This is a genomic window from Pseudoalteromonas sp. S2893 (assembly GCF_005887105.1).
GTDB lineage: Bacteria > Pseudomonadota > Gammaproteobacteria > Enterobacterales > Alteromonadaceae > Pseudoalteromonas > Pseudoalteromonas atlantica.
Genome location: NZ_PNCY01000009.1, coordinates 1 through 17,502, shown reverse-complemented (window position 1 = coordinate 17,502; position 17,502 = coordinate 1). Strand labels below are relative to the sequence as shown.

Annotated in this window: 16 protein-coding genes; 13 read left to right on the top strand and 3 right to left on the bottom strand. The window is 40.4% G+C overall.

Annotation, left to right across the window (positions count from 1 at the left end):
• Positions 1-45: 45 nt before the first annotated feature.
• Together CWC04_RS04935 and CWC04_RS04930 are read right to left on the bottom strand one after the other, a co-directional pair.
• The gene (locus CWC04_RS04935; protein WP_138684789.1) at positions 46-1,218 is read right to left on the bottom strand and encodes a cache domain-containing protein; all 1,173 of its coding nucleotides are present in this window, start codon (positions 1,216-1,218) and stop codon (positions 46-48) included.
• A 128-nt stretch (positions 1,219-1,346) separates the two neighbouring features.
• Positions 1,347-1,775: an Lrp/AsnC family transcriptional regulator gene (locus CWC04_RS04930; protein ID WP_004586440.1), complete on the bottom strand. Its 429-nt coding sequence runs from the start codon at positions 1,773-1,775 to the stop codon at positions 1,347-1,349.
• A 182-nt stretch (positions 1,776-1,957) separates the two neighbouring features.
• Between CWC04_RS04930 and CWC04_RS04925 the strand changes: the two genes are divergently transcribed.
• From CWC04_RS04925 to CWC04_RS04900, 6 genes are all read left to right on the top strand, one after another.
• The gene (locus CWC04_RS04925) at positions 1,958-3,163 is read left to right on the top strand and encodes an aspartate aminotransferase family protein (RefSeq protein ID WP_138684788.1); all 1,206 of its coding nucleotides are present in this window, start codon (positions 1,958-1,960) and stop codon (positions 3,161-3,163) included.
• 45 nt (positions 3,164-3,208) lie between these two features.
• Positions 3,209-4,243, top strand: a complete 1,035-nt coding sequence (gene astA, locus CWC04_RS04920) for an arginine N-succinyltransferase (RefSeq protein WP_138684787.1) — start codon at positions 3,209-3,211, stop codon at positions 4,241-4,243.
• A gap of 7 nt (positions 4,244-4,250) precedes the next feature.
• Positions 4,251-5,717, top strand: coding sequence for a succinylglutamate-semialdehyde dehydrogenase (gene astD, locus CWC04_RS04915; protein WP_138684786.1), 1,467 nt, complete (start codon positions 4,251-4,253; stop codon positions 5,715-5,717).
• A gap of 27 nt (positions 5,718-5,744) precedes the next feature.
• Positions 5,745-6,548, top strand: coding sequence for a DUF1338 domain-containing protein (locus tag CWC04_RS04910; RefSeq protein WP_138684785.1), 804 nt, complete (start codon positions 5,745-5,747; stop codon positions 6,546-6,548).
• Positions 6,549-6,604: 56 nt separating this feature from the next.
• Positions 6,605-7,459: a transporter substrate-binding domain-containing protein gene (locus tag CWC04_RS04905; protein ID WP_138684784.1), complete on the top strand. Its 855-nt coding sequence runs from the start codon at positions 6,605-6,607 to the stop codon at positions 7,457-7,459.
• Between the two features lie 293 nt (positions 7,460-7,752).
• On the top strand, positions 7,753-8,976 hold the full coding sequence (locus CWC04_RS04900; RefSeq protein WP_138684783.1) for a type III PLP-dependent enzyme: 1,224 nt from the start codon (positions 7,753-7,755) through the stop codon (positions 8,974-8,976).
• 160 nt (positions 8,977-9,136) lie between these two features.
• Here CWC04_RS04900 and CWC04_RS04895 read toward each other — a convergent pair whose 3' ends face one another.
• Positions 9,137-10,417 carry a flavohemoglobin expression-modulating QEGLA motif protein gene (locus CWC04_RS04895; protein WP_138684782.1) on the bottom strand — a complete coding sequence of 427 codons (1,281 nt, stop codon included), beginning with the start codon at positions 10,415-10,417 and terminating at the stop codon, positions 9,137-9,139.
• A 146-nt stretch (positions 10,418-10,563) separates the two neighbouring features.
• Between CWC04_RS04895 and CWC04_RS04890 the strand changes: the two genes are divergently transcribed.
• The 7 genes from CWC04_RS04890 (at position 10,564) to CWC04_RS04860 (ending at position 17,334) form a co-directional block, all read left to right on the top strand.
• Entirely contained in the window at positions 10,564-10,821 is a 258-nt protein-coding gene (locus tag CWC04_RS04890) for a DUF3081 family protein (protein ID WP_138684781.1), read from the top strand.
• Positions 10,821-11,126, top strand: coding sequence for a hypothetical protein (locus CWC04_RS04885; protein ID WP_004586449.1), 306 nt, complete (start codon positions 10,821-10,823; stop codon positions 11,124-11,126). Before CWC04_RS04890 ends, CWC04_RS04885 begins: the two co-directional genes overlap by 1 nt.
• Positions 11,127-11,540: 414 nt before the next feature.
• On the top strand, positions 11,541-12,116 hold the full coding sequence (gene betI, locus CWC04_RS04880) for a transcriptional regulator BetI (protein ID WP_024031790.1): 576 nt from the start codon (positions 11,541-11,543) through the stop codon (positions 12,114-12,116).
• 1 nt (position 12,117) lies between these two features.
• The gene (gene betB, locus CWC04_RS04875; RefSeq protein WP_138684780.1) at positions 12,118-13,581 is read left to right on the top strand and encodes a betaine-aldehyde dehydrogenase; all 1,464 of its coding nucleotides are present in this window, start codon (positions 12,118-12,120) and stop codon (positions 13,579-13,581) included.
• 10 nt (positions 13,582-13,591) lie between these two features.
• The gene (betA, locus tag CWC04_RS04870) at positions 13,592-15,259 is read left to right on the top strand and encodes a choline dehydrogenase (RefSeq protein WP_138684779.1); all 1,668 of its coding nucleotides are present in this window, start codon (positions 13,592-13,594) and stop codon (positions 15,257-15,259) included.
• Positions 15,260-15,405: 146 nt separating this feature from the next.
• Positions 15,406-16,623: a BCCT family transporter gene (locus CWC04_RS04865; RefSeq protein ID WP_138684778.1), complete on the top strand. Its 1,218-nt coding sequence runs from the start codon at positions 15,406-15,408 to the stop codon at positions 16,621-16,623.
• A 9-nt stretch (positions 16,624-16,632) separates the two neighbouring features.
• Complete coding sequence (locus tag CWC04_RS04860) at positions 16,633-17,334, top strand: TorF family putative porin (RefSeq protein ID WP_138684777.1); 702 nt, start codon at positions 16,633-16,635, stop codon at positions 17,332-17,334.
• Positions 17,335-17,502: the final 168 nt, after the last annotated feature.

The following is a 17,502-nucleotide window of genomic DNA, read 5'->3' as shown; positions in this document are numbered from 1 at the left end:
AATTTTGCTATACACGCGGGCTTTAATAAGACGCTGCACACGCTATTAATTTAATGCGTTGTTATTAAGTGAGTGCAGCGCTTTTTCTACATCAACTCCCAAAATAATAACGCCAATATGATCGCCCTTGGCATTTTTTATCGGTAGACTTAATTGCACCTGAAAATGATGTGTTGAAGCATCATATTCAACACTGTCAAAGCGATACGCTAAAGACTGCTGGTATACGAGGCTAAATTTATTCTCATCCCCTTGCCAATAATCACTAGTGATTTTGCTTATAGCCACATTTTTACCTTGCTTATCTGTCACTATAATTTCGGTAATTATGCCTTTGAACTGCCTTTGCCATTGTTTTAAATATAATGAAGCATCAGTAAGTAACATATTTTTAGCTAAATCATGTTGATGTGTTTTGACTTCTTTTATCCAAAGCTCGTCAGCGATTCTAAGCGCTTTGTTTTTCAGCTTTATATGGTTACTTTGCGCCGCGGCATCGGTAATTATTGGCTGTGAAATTAACGCCTTTATTGGCTCTAATAACGTATTTAATATTTGTACTTGTTCACCCTGTGATAAATAAAACGGTGCAGGGGCACATTGAGGAATCGTTTCGTCGAATTTTTCTAAAAAAGAAGGGTGCGAATTAATAAGCTTATTAGCAGCAAAAACACCTAAAGGCACATAACGATAAAATGAGCGCGGGTAGGAAGAAGCATCAATACCTAAGTGATCGGCAGCATTATTAAAGTCATCTAAATCAAGTAATACTTTGTCTACTCTATGATGGTGAAGTACGTTTACTATTTCTTCTAGCGAGTTTACTTCAACTAACGAGGTAATATTTTGCGTTTTAAACCAATTAGCCTGATAACTGCCATGGACCACGCCATAACGTAATTTTTTGGGGTCTTTATTAACGCTATCGGGATGAGTAAACCAGTACCAATTTTCTAGGTAAATAGGTGATGACAACTTACCATACTGGCTCATCTCAGAGGTTAAATGCGTTGTAAAATACCCATCTAACCTATCCAGTTTTACCTCGCGACGAGCCCTCAGCCAAGGTAACGATTGTAACTCAAATGGCATGTCCATATTGTGTAAAATGCATTGCACTTGGTTAACCGCATTATCTGGTGTTGTAAGCGATACATTGGTACCAAATTTTAAGGGTTCAGTTAAAGTTAAAAGTGCAAAAAATAACGTTGTGGGCATAATCCATTGCTAAATAATTGTGTTAATTACAATTAGTATAGTAAGGCTTTGCCAAAATATCTAACTTCGATAAAATTAAATATTAAGTTAAATCAATAGGTAACCTTTCGCTTCAGTAACACATAACTTTAACGCTTAAATTTTGTTTCTAAAATCACTGACGATGTTGTGCGCTCTACCCCGTCTAAATTACCTATATCATCAAGTAAATGGCTTAGCTTTTCTAAGTTTTGCGCTTGCACTACAGCAATTAAATCAAACTCCCCACTAATGGCATAAAGCTGGGAAATAGCATCAATCTGTTTAAGTTCTAAATTGGTTTTAGTGGTAAGTTTTTGCATCACCTTTATAGATACATGAGCCGAGACCATACTGGTCAAATAGTCTTCACCGTAATCTACGCTATAGCCTTTTATAACCCCTGTTTCTTCAAGTTTTAACATACGACTTTGCACGGTAGAGCGCGATAAATTAAGCATGCGTGCCAAGTCAGAAATACTGGCTCTTGCATTGGTTTTTAAAATTGAAAGTAGCTTTTCGTCTTGTGGAGTTATCATATTGCTTATTAATTTCGTTATTTTGACTTTTATTGTAATCATTTTTCACAAAATAGCACTGCAAATTTAACCTACAACCTTCGATAATAGTGCTTAATAACAAAAATTACCTAGCTGAGAAAACGCTAACGTTTTTATTTTGCTAATCTTTATTCAATATTCACAATTTTTAGGTGTACATAATGCAAGTAACAAGAGACTTATTTAACGATGTAATGGTGCCAAACTACAATCCGTCGGCAGTTATTCCAGTGCGCGGCGAAGGCTCACGTGTGTGGGATCAAAATAACAATGAGTTTATTGATTTTGCAGGCGGTATTGCTGTTAATTGTTTAGGCCACTGTCACCCAGCGCTTGTATCTGCTTTAAAACAACAAGGCGAGAAAATTTGGCACTTATCAAATGTGATGACTAATGAGCCAGCCCTGCGTTTAGCACAAAAAATGGTTGAAGCGACATTTGCGGATAAAGTGTATTTTGCAAACTCAGGCGCAGAAGCCAACGAAGCGGCTCTTAAGCTTGCTCGTCGTTTTGCACTTGACGAACACGGCGAAGATAAATCACAAATCATTGCCTTTAATAAAGGTTTTCACGGCCGTACATTTTTTACTGTAACGGTGGGCGGACAAGCTGCTTACTCTGATGGCTTTGGCCCTAAACCTGGCGACATTATGCATTGTGATTACAACGACATTGCAGCATTTGAAGCACTCATCAGTGATAAAACATGTGCCGTAATGATGGAACCACTACAAGGTGAAGGCGGCATTATTTCACCTACCGACGAATTTGCTAAAAAAGTACGCGAGTTATGTACTAAGCACAATGCACTGCTAATTTTTGATGAAGTACAAACAGGCGTTGGCCGCACTGGCGATTTATACGCTTACGAAGGTTTAGGTGTAGTGCCCGATATTTTAACTACGGCTAAAGCTTTAGGCGGTGGTTTTCCTATTGGCGCTATGATCACTCGTACTCATATCGCAGAGCACTTAAAAGTAGGTACGCATGGCTCTACTTACGGTGGTAACCCACTAGCTTGTGCAGTAGCAGAAGCGGCATTTGACACCGTAAACACACCGGATGTACTCAACGGCGTTAAAGAGCGTGAACAACTATTTCGCGATGGCTTAAATGCAATTAACGAAAAATACAACGTATTTAGCGAAGTACGTGGTAAAGGTTTACTTATTGGTGCGGTATTAAACGAAAAATTTGAAGGCCGCGCACGTGACTTTTTAGTTGCCAGTGCTAACAATGGTTTAATGAACCTTGTTGCAGGCATGAATGTTATTCGTTTTACCCCTTCTTTAGTTATTCCATTTGAAGATATTAAAGAAGGCCTAGTACGCTTTGAAAAAGCAGTAAGCGACGTAGTAAACGGCTAATTTAATTAAGCGCGCCTTAGGGCGCGCTGTTGGAGCAAGTAATAAATGCAAGTATTACGTCCTATTACCACTGAAGACTTTGCTGCACTTAAGCAAATTGCGATTGAATCGGGCCATGGGTTTACCTCACTTCCGGTGGACGACCAGCTATTAAAAGACAAAATAGACCGCGCCGAAAAAAGCTTTGCTAAAAATATCAATCAGCCGTTAGATGAAAGCTACCTATTTGTTTTAGAAGACAGTGAAACAGGTGAGGTCATTGGCACAACCGCCATAGAAGCCGCTGTTGGCTTATCGGTGCCGCTTTATCATTACCATTTAGGTAAAACAGTACACCACTCGCCTACACTTAATGTTTATAACACGGTTGATATTTTAAGCATGTGTAACGATTACACCGGATGCTCTGAAATATGTACTTTGTTTTTGCGCGAAAACAGCCGTAAAGGCTTAACCGGGCGCTTTTTATCACGCTCACGCTTTTTATTTATGGCGCAGCACAGCGAACGCTTTGCCGATACCGTGATTGCTGAAATGCGCGGTGTAAGCGACGAAGATGGTCATTCACCGTTTTGGCAGTGGCTGCAAGAGCACTTTTTTAGTATTGAGTTTCCCAAGGCCGATCATTTAGTGGGGCTTGGCGATAAAGTGTTTATTAGTGAGTTAATGCCTAAATACCCTATTTACGTAAACTTACTCAGTAAAAAAGCCCAAGCAGTGATTGGCAACGTGCATGAAAAAACTAAACCCGCACTTAAACTGCTCGAAAAAGAAGGCTTTGAGCACCGTGGCTACGTTGATTTGTTTGATGCAGGGCCAACGGTAGAAGCTAAGCTTGGTAATATTCGCAGTGTTCGTGAGTCTCAAGTATGCCCTATTACAATTGGCGAGCTGGAACATATTAGCCAGCACAGCTCAGATACTTTAGCCGTTTGCAATCAAGGTGTAAGTGGGTTTAGAGCAACCTTTACCCAGCACGCCCATTATAACCACGCTAAACACACATTAGTAATAAGCCAAGAAGTGGCTGATGCCCTTAATTTATCCCAAGGAGATGCAGCGCGTTTTTTCCGCCTGTAAAACAAATATGAACACACACCTTATAAATAACCAATGGCATTCAGGCCAAGGCCCCGCTTTTAGCTCTGTTAATCCGAGTAACGGCGAAGTTGTATGGCAAGGTAATGGCGCAACAGCTGATCAAGTAGATGCTGCAATCAATGCAGCTAGAGCCGCACAAGTACAATGGGCAGATACGCCAATTGAGTCGCGTATCACCATACTTGAAAACTTTGTAGCACAATTAAAAGAGCACAGCGAAGAATTTGCAGCCATTATAGCGCGCGAAACCGGCAAGCCTCTTTGGGAAACACGCACAGAAGTAGGCGCTATGACAGGTAAAGTGGCCATTTCGATTAAAGCGTACAACGAGCGTACCGGCACCACTGAAAACCCAATGCCGGGTGCAAAAGCCTTTATACGCCATAAACCACACGGCGTTGTGGCTATATTTGGCCCATATAACTTTCCTGGGCATTTACCTAATGGCCATATTGTACCGGCTATTTTAGCGGGTAACACCGTGGTATTTAAACCGTCTGAGCTAACCCCTCACGTTGCTGAATTTACTTTATCACTTTGGTTAAAAGCAGGCTTACCAGCAGGTGTGATTAATCTTGTGCAAGGTGAAGTAGAAACAGGTAAAGCACTTGCTTCGCATCAATACATAGACGGCTTATTTTTTACCGGCAGCTCAAACACAGGTCATTTATTACATAAACAGTTTGCAGGCCACCCAGGTAAAATATTAGCGCTTGAAATGGGCGGTAATAACCCATTGATAGTTAAAGACGTAGCCGATGTAAGCGCTGCAGTGCACGATATTATTCAATCGGGCTTTATTACTTCTGGCCAGCGCTGTACTTGTGCACGCCGCGTGTTTATTGAAAAATCGCTCAATGGCGATGCTATTTTAGAAAAACTGATTAGCGCAACTAAAAACATTGTTGTTGATGACAGCTTTGCAAGCGATCAACCATTTATGGGTGCCATGATCAGCGAAAAAGCCGCCTTAGGCATGGTTGCAGCGCAAAATGAATTAGTTGCAAGTGGTGGCGAAATACTTGTTGAGCTTAAGCAGCTAAAAGCAGGCACTGGGTTTGTAAGCCCAGGTATTATTGATGTAACTAACATTACCAACATGGCCGATGAAGAACACTTTGGCCCGCTCATTAAAGTGTATCGCTACAACGACTTTGACAGCGCAATAGCAGAGGCCAATAACACCAGCTTTGGTTTATCAGCAGGCTTACTTGGCGATAACGAAGATGATTATAGCCACTTTTTAAAGCGCATTCGTGCCGGCATTGTCAATTGGAACCGCCCTATTACGGGTGCCTCTAGTGCAGCACCGTTTGGTGGCATAGGCGCAAGTGGTAACCACAGAGCAAGTGCGTATTATGCCGCTGATTATTGTGCCTACCCTGTAGCATCAGTTGAGGCCGATAAGGTAAACCTGCCACAAACTTTAGCGCCAGGCTTAGTAATTGAATAAGTGAATAACCCAATTTAAGGATTTAACATGCACACTAACGTAAATACATTATTTGAAAACCTATGGGATAACTATTTAGCCGTTACCCCCTCGGCAGATAAAATTCATGATCTGTTAGGCTCAACGCAAAAAGATGACATTATTAACGACCATATTGCGCTGCGTACCTTTAATATTGAAAAAGTAGGCCTTGAAAAACTAGCCGCGCACTTTTTAGCACTTGGTTATACAGAGTGTGGTGAATACCACTTTGAAGCTAAAAAGCTCTATGCTAAACACTACGAACACAGCGATCCTCAGCAACCTAAAGTATTTATTTCAGAGCTATTAGTTGAAAAGTGTTCACCCGAGTTACAAGCCATTGTGACAGATATGGTAGAGCAAATAGATGAAAACGCAGTAACTGCCGATAACTTTTTATACTCAGGCACCCATTGGCAAGTAAGTAGCGATACTTACAAGCAGTTACTCGCTGAAAGTGAGTACGCAGCGTGGATGTCGGCATGGGGCTACCGTGCAAACCACTTTACTGTAAATATTAATATGCTTGCTAAGTTTGATAATATTCAGGATGTTAACCAAGCACTTAAAGACGCAGGCTTTGCCCTAAATACATCAGGTGGCGAAGTAAAAGGCTCACCAGAGGTGTTATTAGAGCAATCATCAACCCTTGCAGATGATTACGCTGTCACCTTCAGCGACGGTGACCTGCGGATCCCTAGCTGTTTTTATGAGTTTGCCATTAGATACCCTAAAGCCGATGGCGAGCTTTACACGGGGTTTGTTGCAGCCTCTGCTGATAAAATCTTTGAAAGCACTAACGCGCGTTAAAAATAAAACATGCCTTAATGTTTTAACTTAAAAAAAGCCCGTTTGGGCTTTTTTTTATGACAAAAATATTTAGAACATTTACACTAAGTTTTATGCCTGTATTTACTAAATTTTTGATTATCTTGCATGTACTGCTTATATCATCATTGAGCCATGCAAATGAACCACTTACATTACTCTCTAGAGCGAATGCGTCTACTGATGGCTTTTTAAACTCAGATAAAACGTTCGAAAGCCTGCTCAATCATACAATTAATACTAAATTGCAGTGGACCAACCAAGCTCGTTTAATCAAGCGACTTATGGGTAATGAAGCAGTATGCAGCTACGATATAATAAAAACGCCCGAGCGTGAAAAACATATTTTGTTCTCAAGTATACCAACTACTATTTACGAGCAACGAAAAATATACGCATTTAAACGCACCTTACAAAACTTTCCTGAACGAGTCTCTGTTGCTCAACTACTAGAAAAAGATTTTACCCTTGCCGTAGACTCAGGAACGAGTTACCAAAAACTTGAGCCTGTTTTAACAAAGTATAATGAGCAAATTGCAGCAATAAGCTCAGAAGATACCAGCTCTCAACTGCCTCAACTTCTCATCCATAATAGAATAGACATGATTGTCGATTACGAGGTTAACGTACTTGGTGCACTCACCAGTGAGCAACTAACACAAATAGATAGTCGTGAAATAGCTGAATTTCCAGAATTTGTTAATGGCTACTTTGCATGTAGTAAGTCAGAGCTTGGCGAAAAAGTAATAAAAACCATCAATATTTTAATGAACACCCCCGAAATTTACGACCGCTTACAAAAAAGTTTACAACAAGCCTATAGTGCTGATACATCTAGCGCTATGATGCTTGCTTACTCTCAAGAGCACGTATACTTAACCTCTGATGAGTAAAATCAATCGTCAAGACAAACTCCACAAATCAACATAAGCCACTGATTTTAATAACAAATAAATTATTTTAAATTTATTTAAAATTTTTATTGCGCTAAATAAAAACCTACATTATTATCTCGCCGCTTCTTGATGATAGCCAATCCGAGTACATTACAAACCCCGTTTGTAGCAAGGCGATAGAGCAACTATCCAAGAGTGAATTTGACTGTGCGTTTGCACTATTGATCTCACTCAACTGACTCGTGGATACACCATACCCGAGCAGTTGCTTAATTGACTCGGAAAATAAAATGGCTTTATCAACACAACAACAAGACACCGTAACTAAAGTACCTGCAGCAGCGGTTGCTGCAAATCAAGCAATTGATTGCGCGCAACCGAGTATTGCCCACATTGAACAACTTGCTTCACAATTTGGCGCACCTCTAATGGTGCTTGACTGCGACGCTATACGTCGTCAATACCGTGCACTTAAACATGCACTGCCTGGCGTTGTGTTACATTTTGCTTTAAAGCCTTTACCGCATGCTGCTGTCGTGCGCACTTTGTTAGATGAAGGCGCAAGCTTTGATTTAGCAACCAGTGGCGAAGTTGACTTAGTAGCAAGCCAAGGCGTACCAAGCGAGCGTACGATTCACACGCACCCAATAAAGCGCGACAGTGACATTCGCGACGCACTTGCCTACGGCTGTACAGTGTTTGTGGTGGATAACATTAACGAGCTTAAAAAATTTATTGCCTATAAAGATCAAGCCGAAATTTTAGTGCGTTTAAGCTTTCGTAATAAAGATGCATTTGCTGACTTATCTAAAAAGTTTGGCTGCAGCCCAGAGGCGGCAATCGACATTATTAGCCTTGCCCAGCAACTTGGTATTCGTATTAAAGGGTTATCGTTTCATGTTGGCTCGCAATCACCTAACCCAACTAAATACGTTGAAGCGATAAATGCATCTGCAAAAGTAGTTAAACAGGTGGCTGAGTTAGGCTTACCAGCACTTAGTACGCTCGATATTGGTGGTGGGTTTCCTGTGCCGTACAGCGCAGATGTGCTACCAATTGATGTATTTTGTGCGCCTATTAATATCGCGTTGGCACAATTACCGGAAACAATGCAAATTATTGCTGAACCTGGCCGTTTTATTGTAGCAAGTAGTGTAACCAGTGTTGCCTCTGTAATGGGACAAGCCACGCGCGAAGGTAAAACATGGTACTACTTAGATGATGGCGTTTATGGCTCTTTTAGCGGTTTAATGTTTGATGAAGCAGCCTACCCTATCGATAGTGCAAAACAAGATAGCGAGCGTTTTGAGTCGGTACTTGCAGGCCCAACATGCGACAGTATAGATGTAATAAGTGATTCAATTATGCTGCCAAAACTAAACAATGGCGATTTAATTATTAGCCGTATGATGGGTGCCTACACACTTGCTACAGCAACCGACTTTAACTTTTTTAAACGTGCTGAGGTCGTTGTATTAAACGAGCAAATGCACAGCCAAGTATTAACAGGTTAAGAAAATAAGTTCCTCGCTATAGGTACGCTGGCTTGTACCTATACATTTCAACGCAGTTGCTCATTCCAACTGCGTTTTTTTTATTGCATTAAATAACTGGGGCTTGTTTACCTTTTTGCTCAACAGAGCAGGCTCTAATAAAAGCAACCTGCGCTACTTATTACAAAAATAATGGTTTATAGTCGTTTTCTAACTGTTCAAACGATAAGTCACCTATAAATCTGCCAAAGCTTAGCCACGTTGCTAAACCTCGTAAATCTTTAAAATGTGGTGGTACAAATTTTGGACTTTCTATTACACCTAAACTATGTAATTGCGATATAAGTCTAAAATCATCAATCGATATTTTTCCGACCAACAATAATGGCAGCTGATCAATGCGCCCAAGCTGTATAGCAACACGAATTAAGTTATATACCAGCACAAATCCTTTAATGTAAGCAATATCCTTAGTAAAAGGTAAGCCTGTTGCCGAGCTGCCTCTAAATACACGTTGTGCTAACGTATAGCTTTCATCTTTTGAAAGCCCTTGCGCTAAGTAGTCACGGTATATATCAACAAACTCTGCGCCATCAATCACTTTAGTAACTGCTTGAATACGATTTACTAACTTTGATAAACGCCTAGGCGTTGATTTAAGGGTAATTATTTCGGTTAAAACAGCTAAGCCTTCTTGAGTCACTGTTGAGCTTGGCGTCCCTTTACTTAAACAGGTTAGATAAGGCTGAGCTAGCCCGTTTTGCGTTGTACCTACGTGTATCCACCCTTCGTGCACTTCTAAAATATCGAGCTCACGCTGTGAGAATTTAACATCTTGATTTAGCTTAATGTTATTTGCACCTGCAGCAGCATCACTGACAATCCCATCGCTGAGCATAACCTCTACATTAATACCCGCCATACTGCTATTTACTTGCTCAGATAAAATACGCACTGCATCACTTGCATTAATATTTTTAGGATCATCTGGCAAAATATCGGCTATTAATAAGTTTTGCAGTGGTTTTTCTAGCATATTGGCAAGTTCGAACAGTGAAGGTTCACCCGCATGAAATAAATCCTTTGGGTGACCAAAAAGCTCTACCGACAAATCATGAAACTCAGGCGTTCCTCTATACTCAAGCATACTGAGCACCGTTTTATACTCACTACACATTTTACCCATGTATTGAGAAATAGGATTTAGCTGACCTAACTGGTTAATAATATTGCGATGCAAGTTAGAAAACGCTTGGCGTAATTCGCTGGGGACAAATCCTAAATCTCGTTGCTGGTAATAGGCGCTATCGATTAGCGGATTTTTTTGGCACTTTTGCCTAAAAAACGCCTCTTTGATTTGTTTATCCCAGTTAATGGCATCGAGTATTCTAATGGGTGTTTGTAAAGCAATTAATTGCTCTGACAGTTCGCGAGTTTTAAGGAGTAAAGCCTTGTCTATCATGGTGTAAGCTCAACAAAAAATGAGGCTTGAGCATAAGGTAAAACCAGTTAATAGCAAGATTATTTTAGCGCTTTTTAGGCATTGTTTTTACGGTGATCGACCCTCATATATAAAACGTAATAGCTTTAAACAATAAAGGGTTAATGATGAAAAACGAACTCGATAACAAGCAGATCCTCTCTGTGTACGAACGTATTCAGCAGCGCGGTAAACAAAATGATATTGGTAAACATTATCAAGGTGTTACAGCTTACTCTGACATTGACGGCTACACTATTTACTTAGAAGGTAGCGGCGTATTATTGCACTTTGGGTTTCATAATGCTTATCACCTAGATTATGAGCATGACAAACATAAAGACGACTTTTTAAAAAAACTATACAACATTGCTAATGAGGAATAATGCAGCCAAGACGCATTCGTAAACGCACCACAAACAAGCAAACCACCACGTTTATAAACCAGGTAATTACTGAGCTGCAAGCGCACCCAGAAAAGCTGGAGATAATCCGTCGAAACCTAAATGAATACCGCGAACAGACTCACCTTAAACGCGGTTTTTTGCTGGCTATTGAACGCTTTGACTGGGTGTTTGAGGCCAGTAACGATGTTAATTTTATATGCCAACAAATCTTAGCCGATGATTACATAGGTAATCGCCTTAGACGCTACCCACTATTATTTAAAGGCGTTATTAATAGCGCCTAATTTACACGCCTTTTTTAACCTTAATCCCTCCTCTTATAGCCATTACACACTGCTACTTTTTTAATTAGTACACTAATTAAACATGTGAAATGGTTTCGTTTGCTTATTTAAAATACCCTTCGTACTCTAACTATTACCATTCTAACGAATATTTATCTTTTTTATTACTCATACCCCGTAAACAAATCCTTACTATTTTTAGCGTTTAAAAATTAAAATATAACTCACTGAATATAAACAATTATATTAATCAGGACCTGCATATGGCACTACTACAAATTAACCCGTTTTTATTAATAATCCATCTACATCTTGGTATCTGGTTGTTTACTTGCGCCTTGAATTGTTAGAGCTATTACATTAAGCTTATCTTTATTGAACGTTCAATTAATAAAAATTATGCCTAAAGTCGGAATGGAACCTGTCAGGCGTCAGCAGCTAATTGACGCGACCATTGAGTCAGTTGCACAGCGCGGTTTGCAAGGAACAACCATTAACACCATCAGTAAAAATGCGGGTTTATCATCTGGCATTATTAGCCATTACTTTGGTGGTAAGCAGGGGTTAATAGAGGCAACCGTTAGGTATTTGTTATCGAATTTAAAAAATGAATTAATTGAAAAAGTTGAGCCAACCACCAGCGCAATTGAGCGTTTGATGTTTATTGTTGAGGCCAACTTTGCACTTGTTCAACAGCGCAACGACACCACACGTACGTGGTTAAGTTTTTGGGCGCAGTCAATGCACGATCAAGAACTGCACAGGCTGCAAAATGTAAACAGTAATCGCTTGCAAAGTAATTTAGCATTTTCTTTTAAGCAACTAATGCCCGTAAAGCAAGCAAAGCAAGCTGCAGAACTTAGCGCCGCCATGATTGATGGCCTATGGTTAAGAGCAGTATTAAGTCAATCTGACGAAAACCAATTTAAACACAGTGAAACATTAGCAAAAAGCTATGTACATTCACTCATCAAGCAATATGGAGCCTAGCGTGACTACACCTGTCTATCAAAACTTTATTAACGGCCACTTCCTTGCAAACCAAAGTGGTGAAACTTTTGATGTAAAAAACCCAGCCACAGATGAAGTTATTTACTCGGTAGAAGTTGCCGACGAATTTATTCAAAACGCGGCTATCGAAAGTGCAAAACAAGGCTTTGCTCAATGGTCAAAAATGAGCCCAATAGAACGTAGCCGTATTTTATTAAAAGCGGTTGCTTTATTGCGTGAGCGTAATGACGAGCTTGCCTTAGTTGAAGTGCTTGATACAGGTAAACCAATGCAAGAAGCTAACTGCGTTGATATAGAAACAGGCGCAGATGTAATTGAATACTTTGCGGGCCTAGCACCAGCACAAGTTGGCCAGCAGCAAATGGTTGGCGAAGACTTTTACTATACCCGCAAAGAGCCACTAGGCATTTGTGCTGGTATTGGTGCATGGAACTACCCGCTGCAAATTGCATGTTGGAAATCGGGCCCTGCCCTTGCCGCAGGAAATGCGTTTATTTTTAAACCTTCTGAAGAAACCCCTTTAGGTGCTATTAAACTAGCTGAAGTTTTTGTTGAAGCAGGCGTACCTGCCGGCGTATTTAACGTTGTGCAAGGTGCAGGTGATGTAGGTCAGTGGTTAACCTCTCACAGTGAAATAGACAAAGTGTCGTTTACTGGTGAAGTAGGCACAGGTAAAAAAGTAGTGGCAAGCGCTGCCGGTACATTAAAAGACGTAACAATGGAATTAGGTGGTAAATCACCTTTATTAGTGTTTGAAGATGCCAATATTGAGCAAGCAGTCAGTGCTGCCATGTTAGGTAACTTTTATACGCAAGGCGAAATTTGTACTAACTGTACCCGTATTTATGTTCATAAAAATGTATATCAACAATTTATTGATGAGCTTAAAACACGTACTGAGCAAAATATTATTGCCGGCGACCCACAAGATTTAAATACTAACTTTGGGGCATTAATTTCTAAAAAGCATCAAGAGTTGGTAATGAGCTACATAGAAAGTGGCTTGGCCGAAGGTGCAACGCTACTTACTGGCGGTACAACTCTTTCTCCTGAATCAGCGCCTAATGGCTACTTTGTAGCACCTACGGTATTTACCGATTGCAACGATGAAATGACTATTGTTAAAGAAGAAATTTTTGGCCCAGTTATGAGCGTGCTTGTTTTTGAAGACGAAGACGATGTTATCGTCCGTGCAAATGGTACACATCTTGGCTTAGCCGCAGGCGTATTTACTAGCGATATTAAACGTGCGCACCGTGTTATTCACCAATTAGAAGCCGGTATTTGTTGGATTAATGCTTACGGTAATTCACCTGCTGAAATGCCTGTTGGTGGTTACAAGCAATCAGGTATTGGCCGTGAAAATGGCATAGAAACGCTTGATCATTACACGCAAACAAAGTCTATCTATGTGGGCATGGCCGACATAGAAAGCCCGTTTTAAGGTGGCAACTATGAGTAACACTTACGACTATATTATTGTTGGCGCCGGTTCTGCAGGTTGTGTACTTGCAAATCGCTTATCTGAAGATACAAACAATAAAGTGCTATTGCTAGAAACCGGTGGTAGCGATAAAAGTATATTTATAAAAATGCCAACTGCGCTCTCTATTCCTATGAATACAGATAAATACGCATGGCAATTTCACACTCAGCCAGAGCCGTATTTAGATAACCGAGAAATGCACTGCCCACGCGGTAAAGTGTTAGGCGGTTCGTCATCAATTAATGGCATGGTATATGTACGTGGCCACGCGAAAGATTTTGACGAGTGGCAACAACATGGTGCTAACGGCTGGGATTATCAGTCGTGCTTACCTTATTTTAAAAAAGCAGAAAGCTTTTATTTAGGTGAAAATGCGCACCGTGGTGGCACAGGCCCGCTTGGCGTTAATAACGGTAACGAAATGCAAAACCCGCTTTACACCACCTTTATAAAAGCAGGTGTAGAAGCAGGGTATGCACACACAGACGACTACAACGCAGCTCAGCAAGAAGGCTTTGGCCCGATGCACATGACTGTTAAAGACGGTGTGCGCAGTTCGGCCTCGCGCGAGTATTTAGACCCAGTAAAATCACGCAGTAACCTAACAGTTATTACAGGTGCTTTAGCACAAAAAGTGATTTTAGAAGGCAAAAAAGCCACAGGCATTGAGTACACAGTAAATGGCACTCTTAAAACGGCGCATGCGACTAAAGACGTTGTATTAAGTGCAGGTCCAATTGGCTCACCCCATATTTTACAGCTTTCGGGTATTGGCGATAAAGCCATACTTGAAGAAGCCGGTGTTGAGGTAAAGCATCACTTACCAGGCGTAGGTCAAAACTTACAAGATCACCTTGAGTTTTACTTTCAGTACAAGTGTAAACAACCTATTACCTTAAACGGTAAATTAGGTATTATTTCAAAAGGCTTAATTGGCGCTAAATGGCTACTGACCCGAAAAGGCTTAGGGGCAACAAACCACTTTGAGTCGTGTGCATTTATTCGCTCAAAACCAGACGTTGAATGGCCAGATATTCAGTACCACTTTTTACCAGCGGCGATGCGCTACGATGGACGCAGTGCATTTGCGGGTCATGGTTTTCAGGTGCATGTAGGTCATAACAAACCTAAAAGCCGGGGTAGTGTCACAATTCAATCAGCTAATCCTGAGCAACCGCCGAAAATTTTATTTAACTACTTGCAGCATAAAGACGATATTGAAGGCTTTAGAGCGTGTGTGCGCCTAACTCGCGACATTATTGAGCAAAGTGCATTTGATGACTACCGCGATGAAGAAATTCAACCAGGTAAGCACATTCAAACCGACGAAGAAATAGATGCCTTTGTACGCCAAGCAGTAGAAAGTGCCTATCACCCATCTTGTTCTTGCAAAATGGGCGAAGATGACATGGCCGTGGTTAATTCTAATACCCAAGTTCATGGTATTGAAGGGCTACGTGTTGTTGACTCGTCAATCTTCCCAACGGTGCCAAATGGTAACTTAAATGCCCCTACAATTATGGTTGCAGAAAAAGCAGCGGATCTAATTTTAGGTAAAACACCGTTACCGCAAGCATCTGTGGACGTTGCCATGAGCAGTAATTGGCAAACAACGCAACGTAATAGCGAGATTTAATTAAGCCATAACGTGCCTAACACTATGAAGGGCACGTTCAACTTGCAGTGGCTCACGGCGTAAATTGGTTACGCGGTGTTTGTGCAAGTAATAAAACAAAAACGGAGAACTTATGAGTTACTTTTATTCATTTTGGGAGGGCGATAATGACTATATGGCTTAGTGCTGGCATTATATTTACGCTACTTGCTGTTATCACTATTTTATTTAAATGGGGTAACGTACGCGTAGTAGGCGTAACACCAGTGAGAACGTTTACCTTTATCGCAATCTTATTTACCTCAGGCCTAGACGTTGGCCTAATCATGTTTCCATTAACCGAATTTGCAGGTTATGCAGACATAAAAGCAAGCCCAGAATACGCGTTTGCAAACCCACTGGCTATTGAGTTTGGCTACTGGGGATTCTTGATCTGGGGATTTTACTTTCTTACGTGCTTTTATTTCTGTGTAATAGAGCCCAAAGTTAAATTTTTCGAAATTTCATGGGTTAAGTTCATTAATAACGTGGTTATTATTGGCACATGTGCCTTTACGGCTTACCTACTGCTTTCTAACTTACCCTGGTACTTACCAGAGCTAGGCGATGGTTCGAGCGTTATACCTACCTTCTACTTTATTGTATTTGCAGCTATTTGCTTTGCTGTGTACTCAAGTACAGATATTAAATACGTGCGCTTTTTAAGTATTTCTACAACGTGGTTATTTATCGCATTAATTGCCTTTATGTGGGCAGGTGCCTTTGTCGTTGGTGACAGCGAAATGTCGGCATTTACCAATAACCTTGCTGAAATTGGTACTTACTTTGCCAATATAAATCAGTTTGTTTTACCGCTTAATGACTACCATGAATTTTATCTATTTTGGTGGTTTGCGTGGAGCATTATGATTGGCCAATTTACGTCTCGCTTTGTAGGCGGCCTTAAAACATACCAAGTATTAGGTGCAATGTTGATATTTCCATCTATTCCGATTGCGATTTGGTTTAGCGTACTTTATCACTACCACGAAATGGGTATTTCAACAGCGGGTATTAAAAACTTTGCCATGGTATTTGTTGGGATAGTGTTTGTTATTAATTCGCTTGATTCATTAATACGCTTATACACAGATAACCTTAACTTAACGGTTAAACGTTTAGGTAAAAAGAACTATATGATACTCAATATTGTTGCCCTTTCGTTACTAACCCTATTGTTTAAGCTTGAGTTTTTACAAATTCAATGGGTTGGCGCGTTAGTAATTGCACTGTTTTTTGGCTGTGCTGCATTTATTGGCTACAGCAAATTTAAAACGGTTAACAATATAGACAGTTCGCCAAAAGCAAACAAAATAGATTACACAAAAATAGAAACTGTACATTAGGGATCAACAATGAATAACAAACTAAAACAACTAGCAGTAGCGCTACCTTTCACACTTTTATCAACTACGGTGTCAGCTAACTGGTCAACAACCATTACAGCAGCATCTGACTATACTTTTAACGGTGTAACACAAACTGATAGCGACCCTGCAATTCAAGCAAGCCTTGATTACGCGTTCGACAGCGGTGTGTACGCAGGTGCATGGGCATCTAATGTAGATTTTGGTGATGACACTGATTTTGAACTTGATGCCTACCTAGGTAAATACGTGCAATTAACTGACAAGGTTAGCGCTGATTACGGTATTGCTTATTACACATACCAAGGTAATAACAGCGATGGTAACTACGCCGAAGCCTACACAAAATTTGGCTATGCAAGTGAGTATGGTCAAACAGAGCTAAACTTTTGGTATAGCTGGGATTACTTTGGTACAGGCGCTGGCCATGTTATTTCTATGATTGCCCACACCTTTGAAATTGCCCCGAATCATGCAATTCGTGCAAGCTTTGATATTTCTAATTCGCTTGATGGCGAAAAATGGGCATGGGATGTAAACCAAAAGAAATCATACAAACATTACCGCCTAGCGTACCAAACTAGCTACGAAGGCTTTGGTATTGAGATTGCTGCTGAAGACACAAGCCTAGATTACGATTACGCTGATGAGCGTATAGTACTTGCTATATCACGCACATTCGATTTATAAAATTGTAGTTGTTAGATTCTACAAACAAAAATGCCACTTTTAAAAGTGGCATTTTTTTACTAAATTTTAAGGCTGTAGTCCTAAAGAACTTAGTTTTATTTAGGGGCAATTAAGCACAATATAGGGTTTAACATTTAGTGGAGTAAATAGCTGGAGCAGTGATTGCTC

Coding starts and splice junctions, on each gene's coding strand:
- CWC04_RS04935 (WP_138684789.1), bottom strand. CDS start 1,218: ATGCCCACAACGTTATTTTTTGCACTTTTAACTTTAACTGAACCCTTA.
- CWC04_RS04930 (WP_004586440.1), bottom strand. CDS start 1,775: ATGATAACTCCACAAGACGAAAAGCTACTTTCAATTTTAAAAACCAAT.
- CWC04_RS04925 (WP_138684788.1), top strand. CDS start 1,958: ATGCAAGTAACAAGAGACTTATTTAACGATGTAATGGTGCCAAACTAC.
- astA (WP_138684787.1), top strand. CDS start 3,209: ATGCAAGTATTACGTCCTATTACCACTGAAGACTTTGCTGCACTTAAG.
- astD (WP_138684786.1), top strand. CDS start 4,251: ATGAACACACACCTTATAAATAACCAATGGCATTCAGGCCAAGGCCCC.
- CWC04_RS04910 (WP_138684785.1), top strand. CDS start 5,745: ATGCACACTAACGTAAATACATTATTTGAAAACCTATGGGATAACTAT.
- CWC04_RS04905 (WP_138684784.1), top strand. CDS start 6,605: ATGACAAAAATATTTAGAACATTTACACTAAGTTTTATGCCTGTATTT.
- CWC04_RS04900 (WP_138684783.1), top strand. CDS start 7,753: ATGGCTTTATCAACACAACAACAAGACACCGTAACTAAAGTACCTGCA.
- CWC04_RS04895 (WP_138684782.1), bottom strand. CDS start 10,417: ATGATAGACAAGGCTTTACTCCTTAAAACTCGCGAACTGTCAGAGCAA.
- CWC04_RS04890 (WP_138684781.1), top strand. CDS start 10,564: ATGAAAAACGAACTCGATAACAAGCAGATCCTCTCTGTGTACGAACGT.
- CWC04_RS04885 (WP_004586449.1), top strand. CDS start 10,821: ATGCAGCCAAGACGCATTCGTAAACGCACCACAAACAAGCAAACCACC.
- betI (WP_024031790.1), top strand. CDS start 11,541: ATGGAACCTGTCAGGCGTCAGCAGCTAATTGACGCGACCATTGAGTCA.
- betA (WP_138684779.1), top strand. CDS start 13,592: ATGAGTAACACTTACGACTATATTATTGTTGGCGCCGGTTCTGCAGGT.
- CWC04_RS04865 (WP_138684778.1), top strand. CDS start 15,406: ATGACTATATGGCTTAGTGCTGGCATTATATTTACGCTACTTGCTGTT.
- CWC04_RS04860 (WP_138684777.1), top strand. CDS start 16,633: ATGAATAACAAACTAAAACAACTAGCAGTAGCGCTACCTTTCACACTT.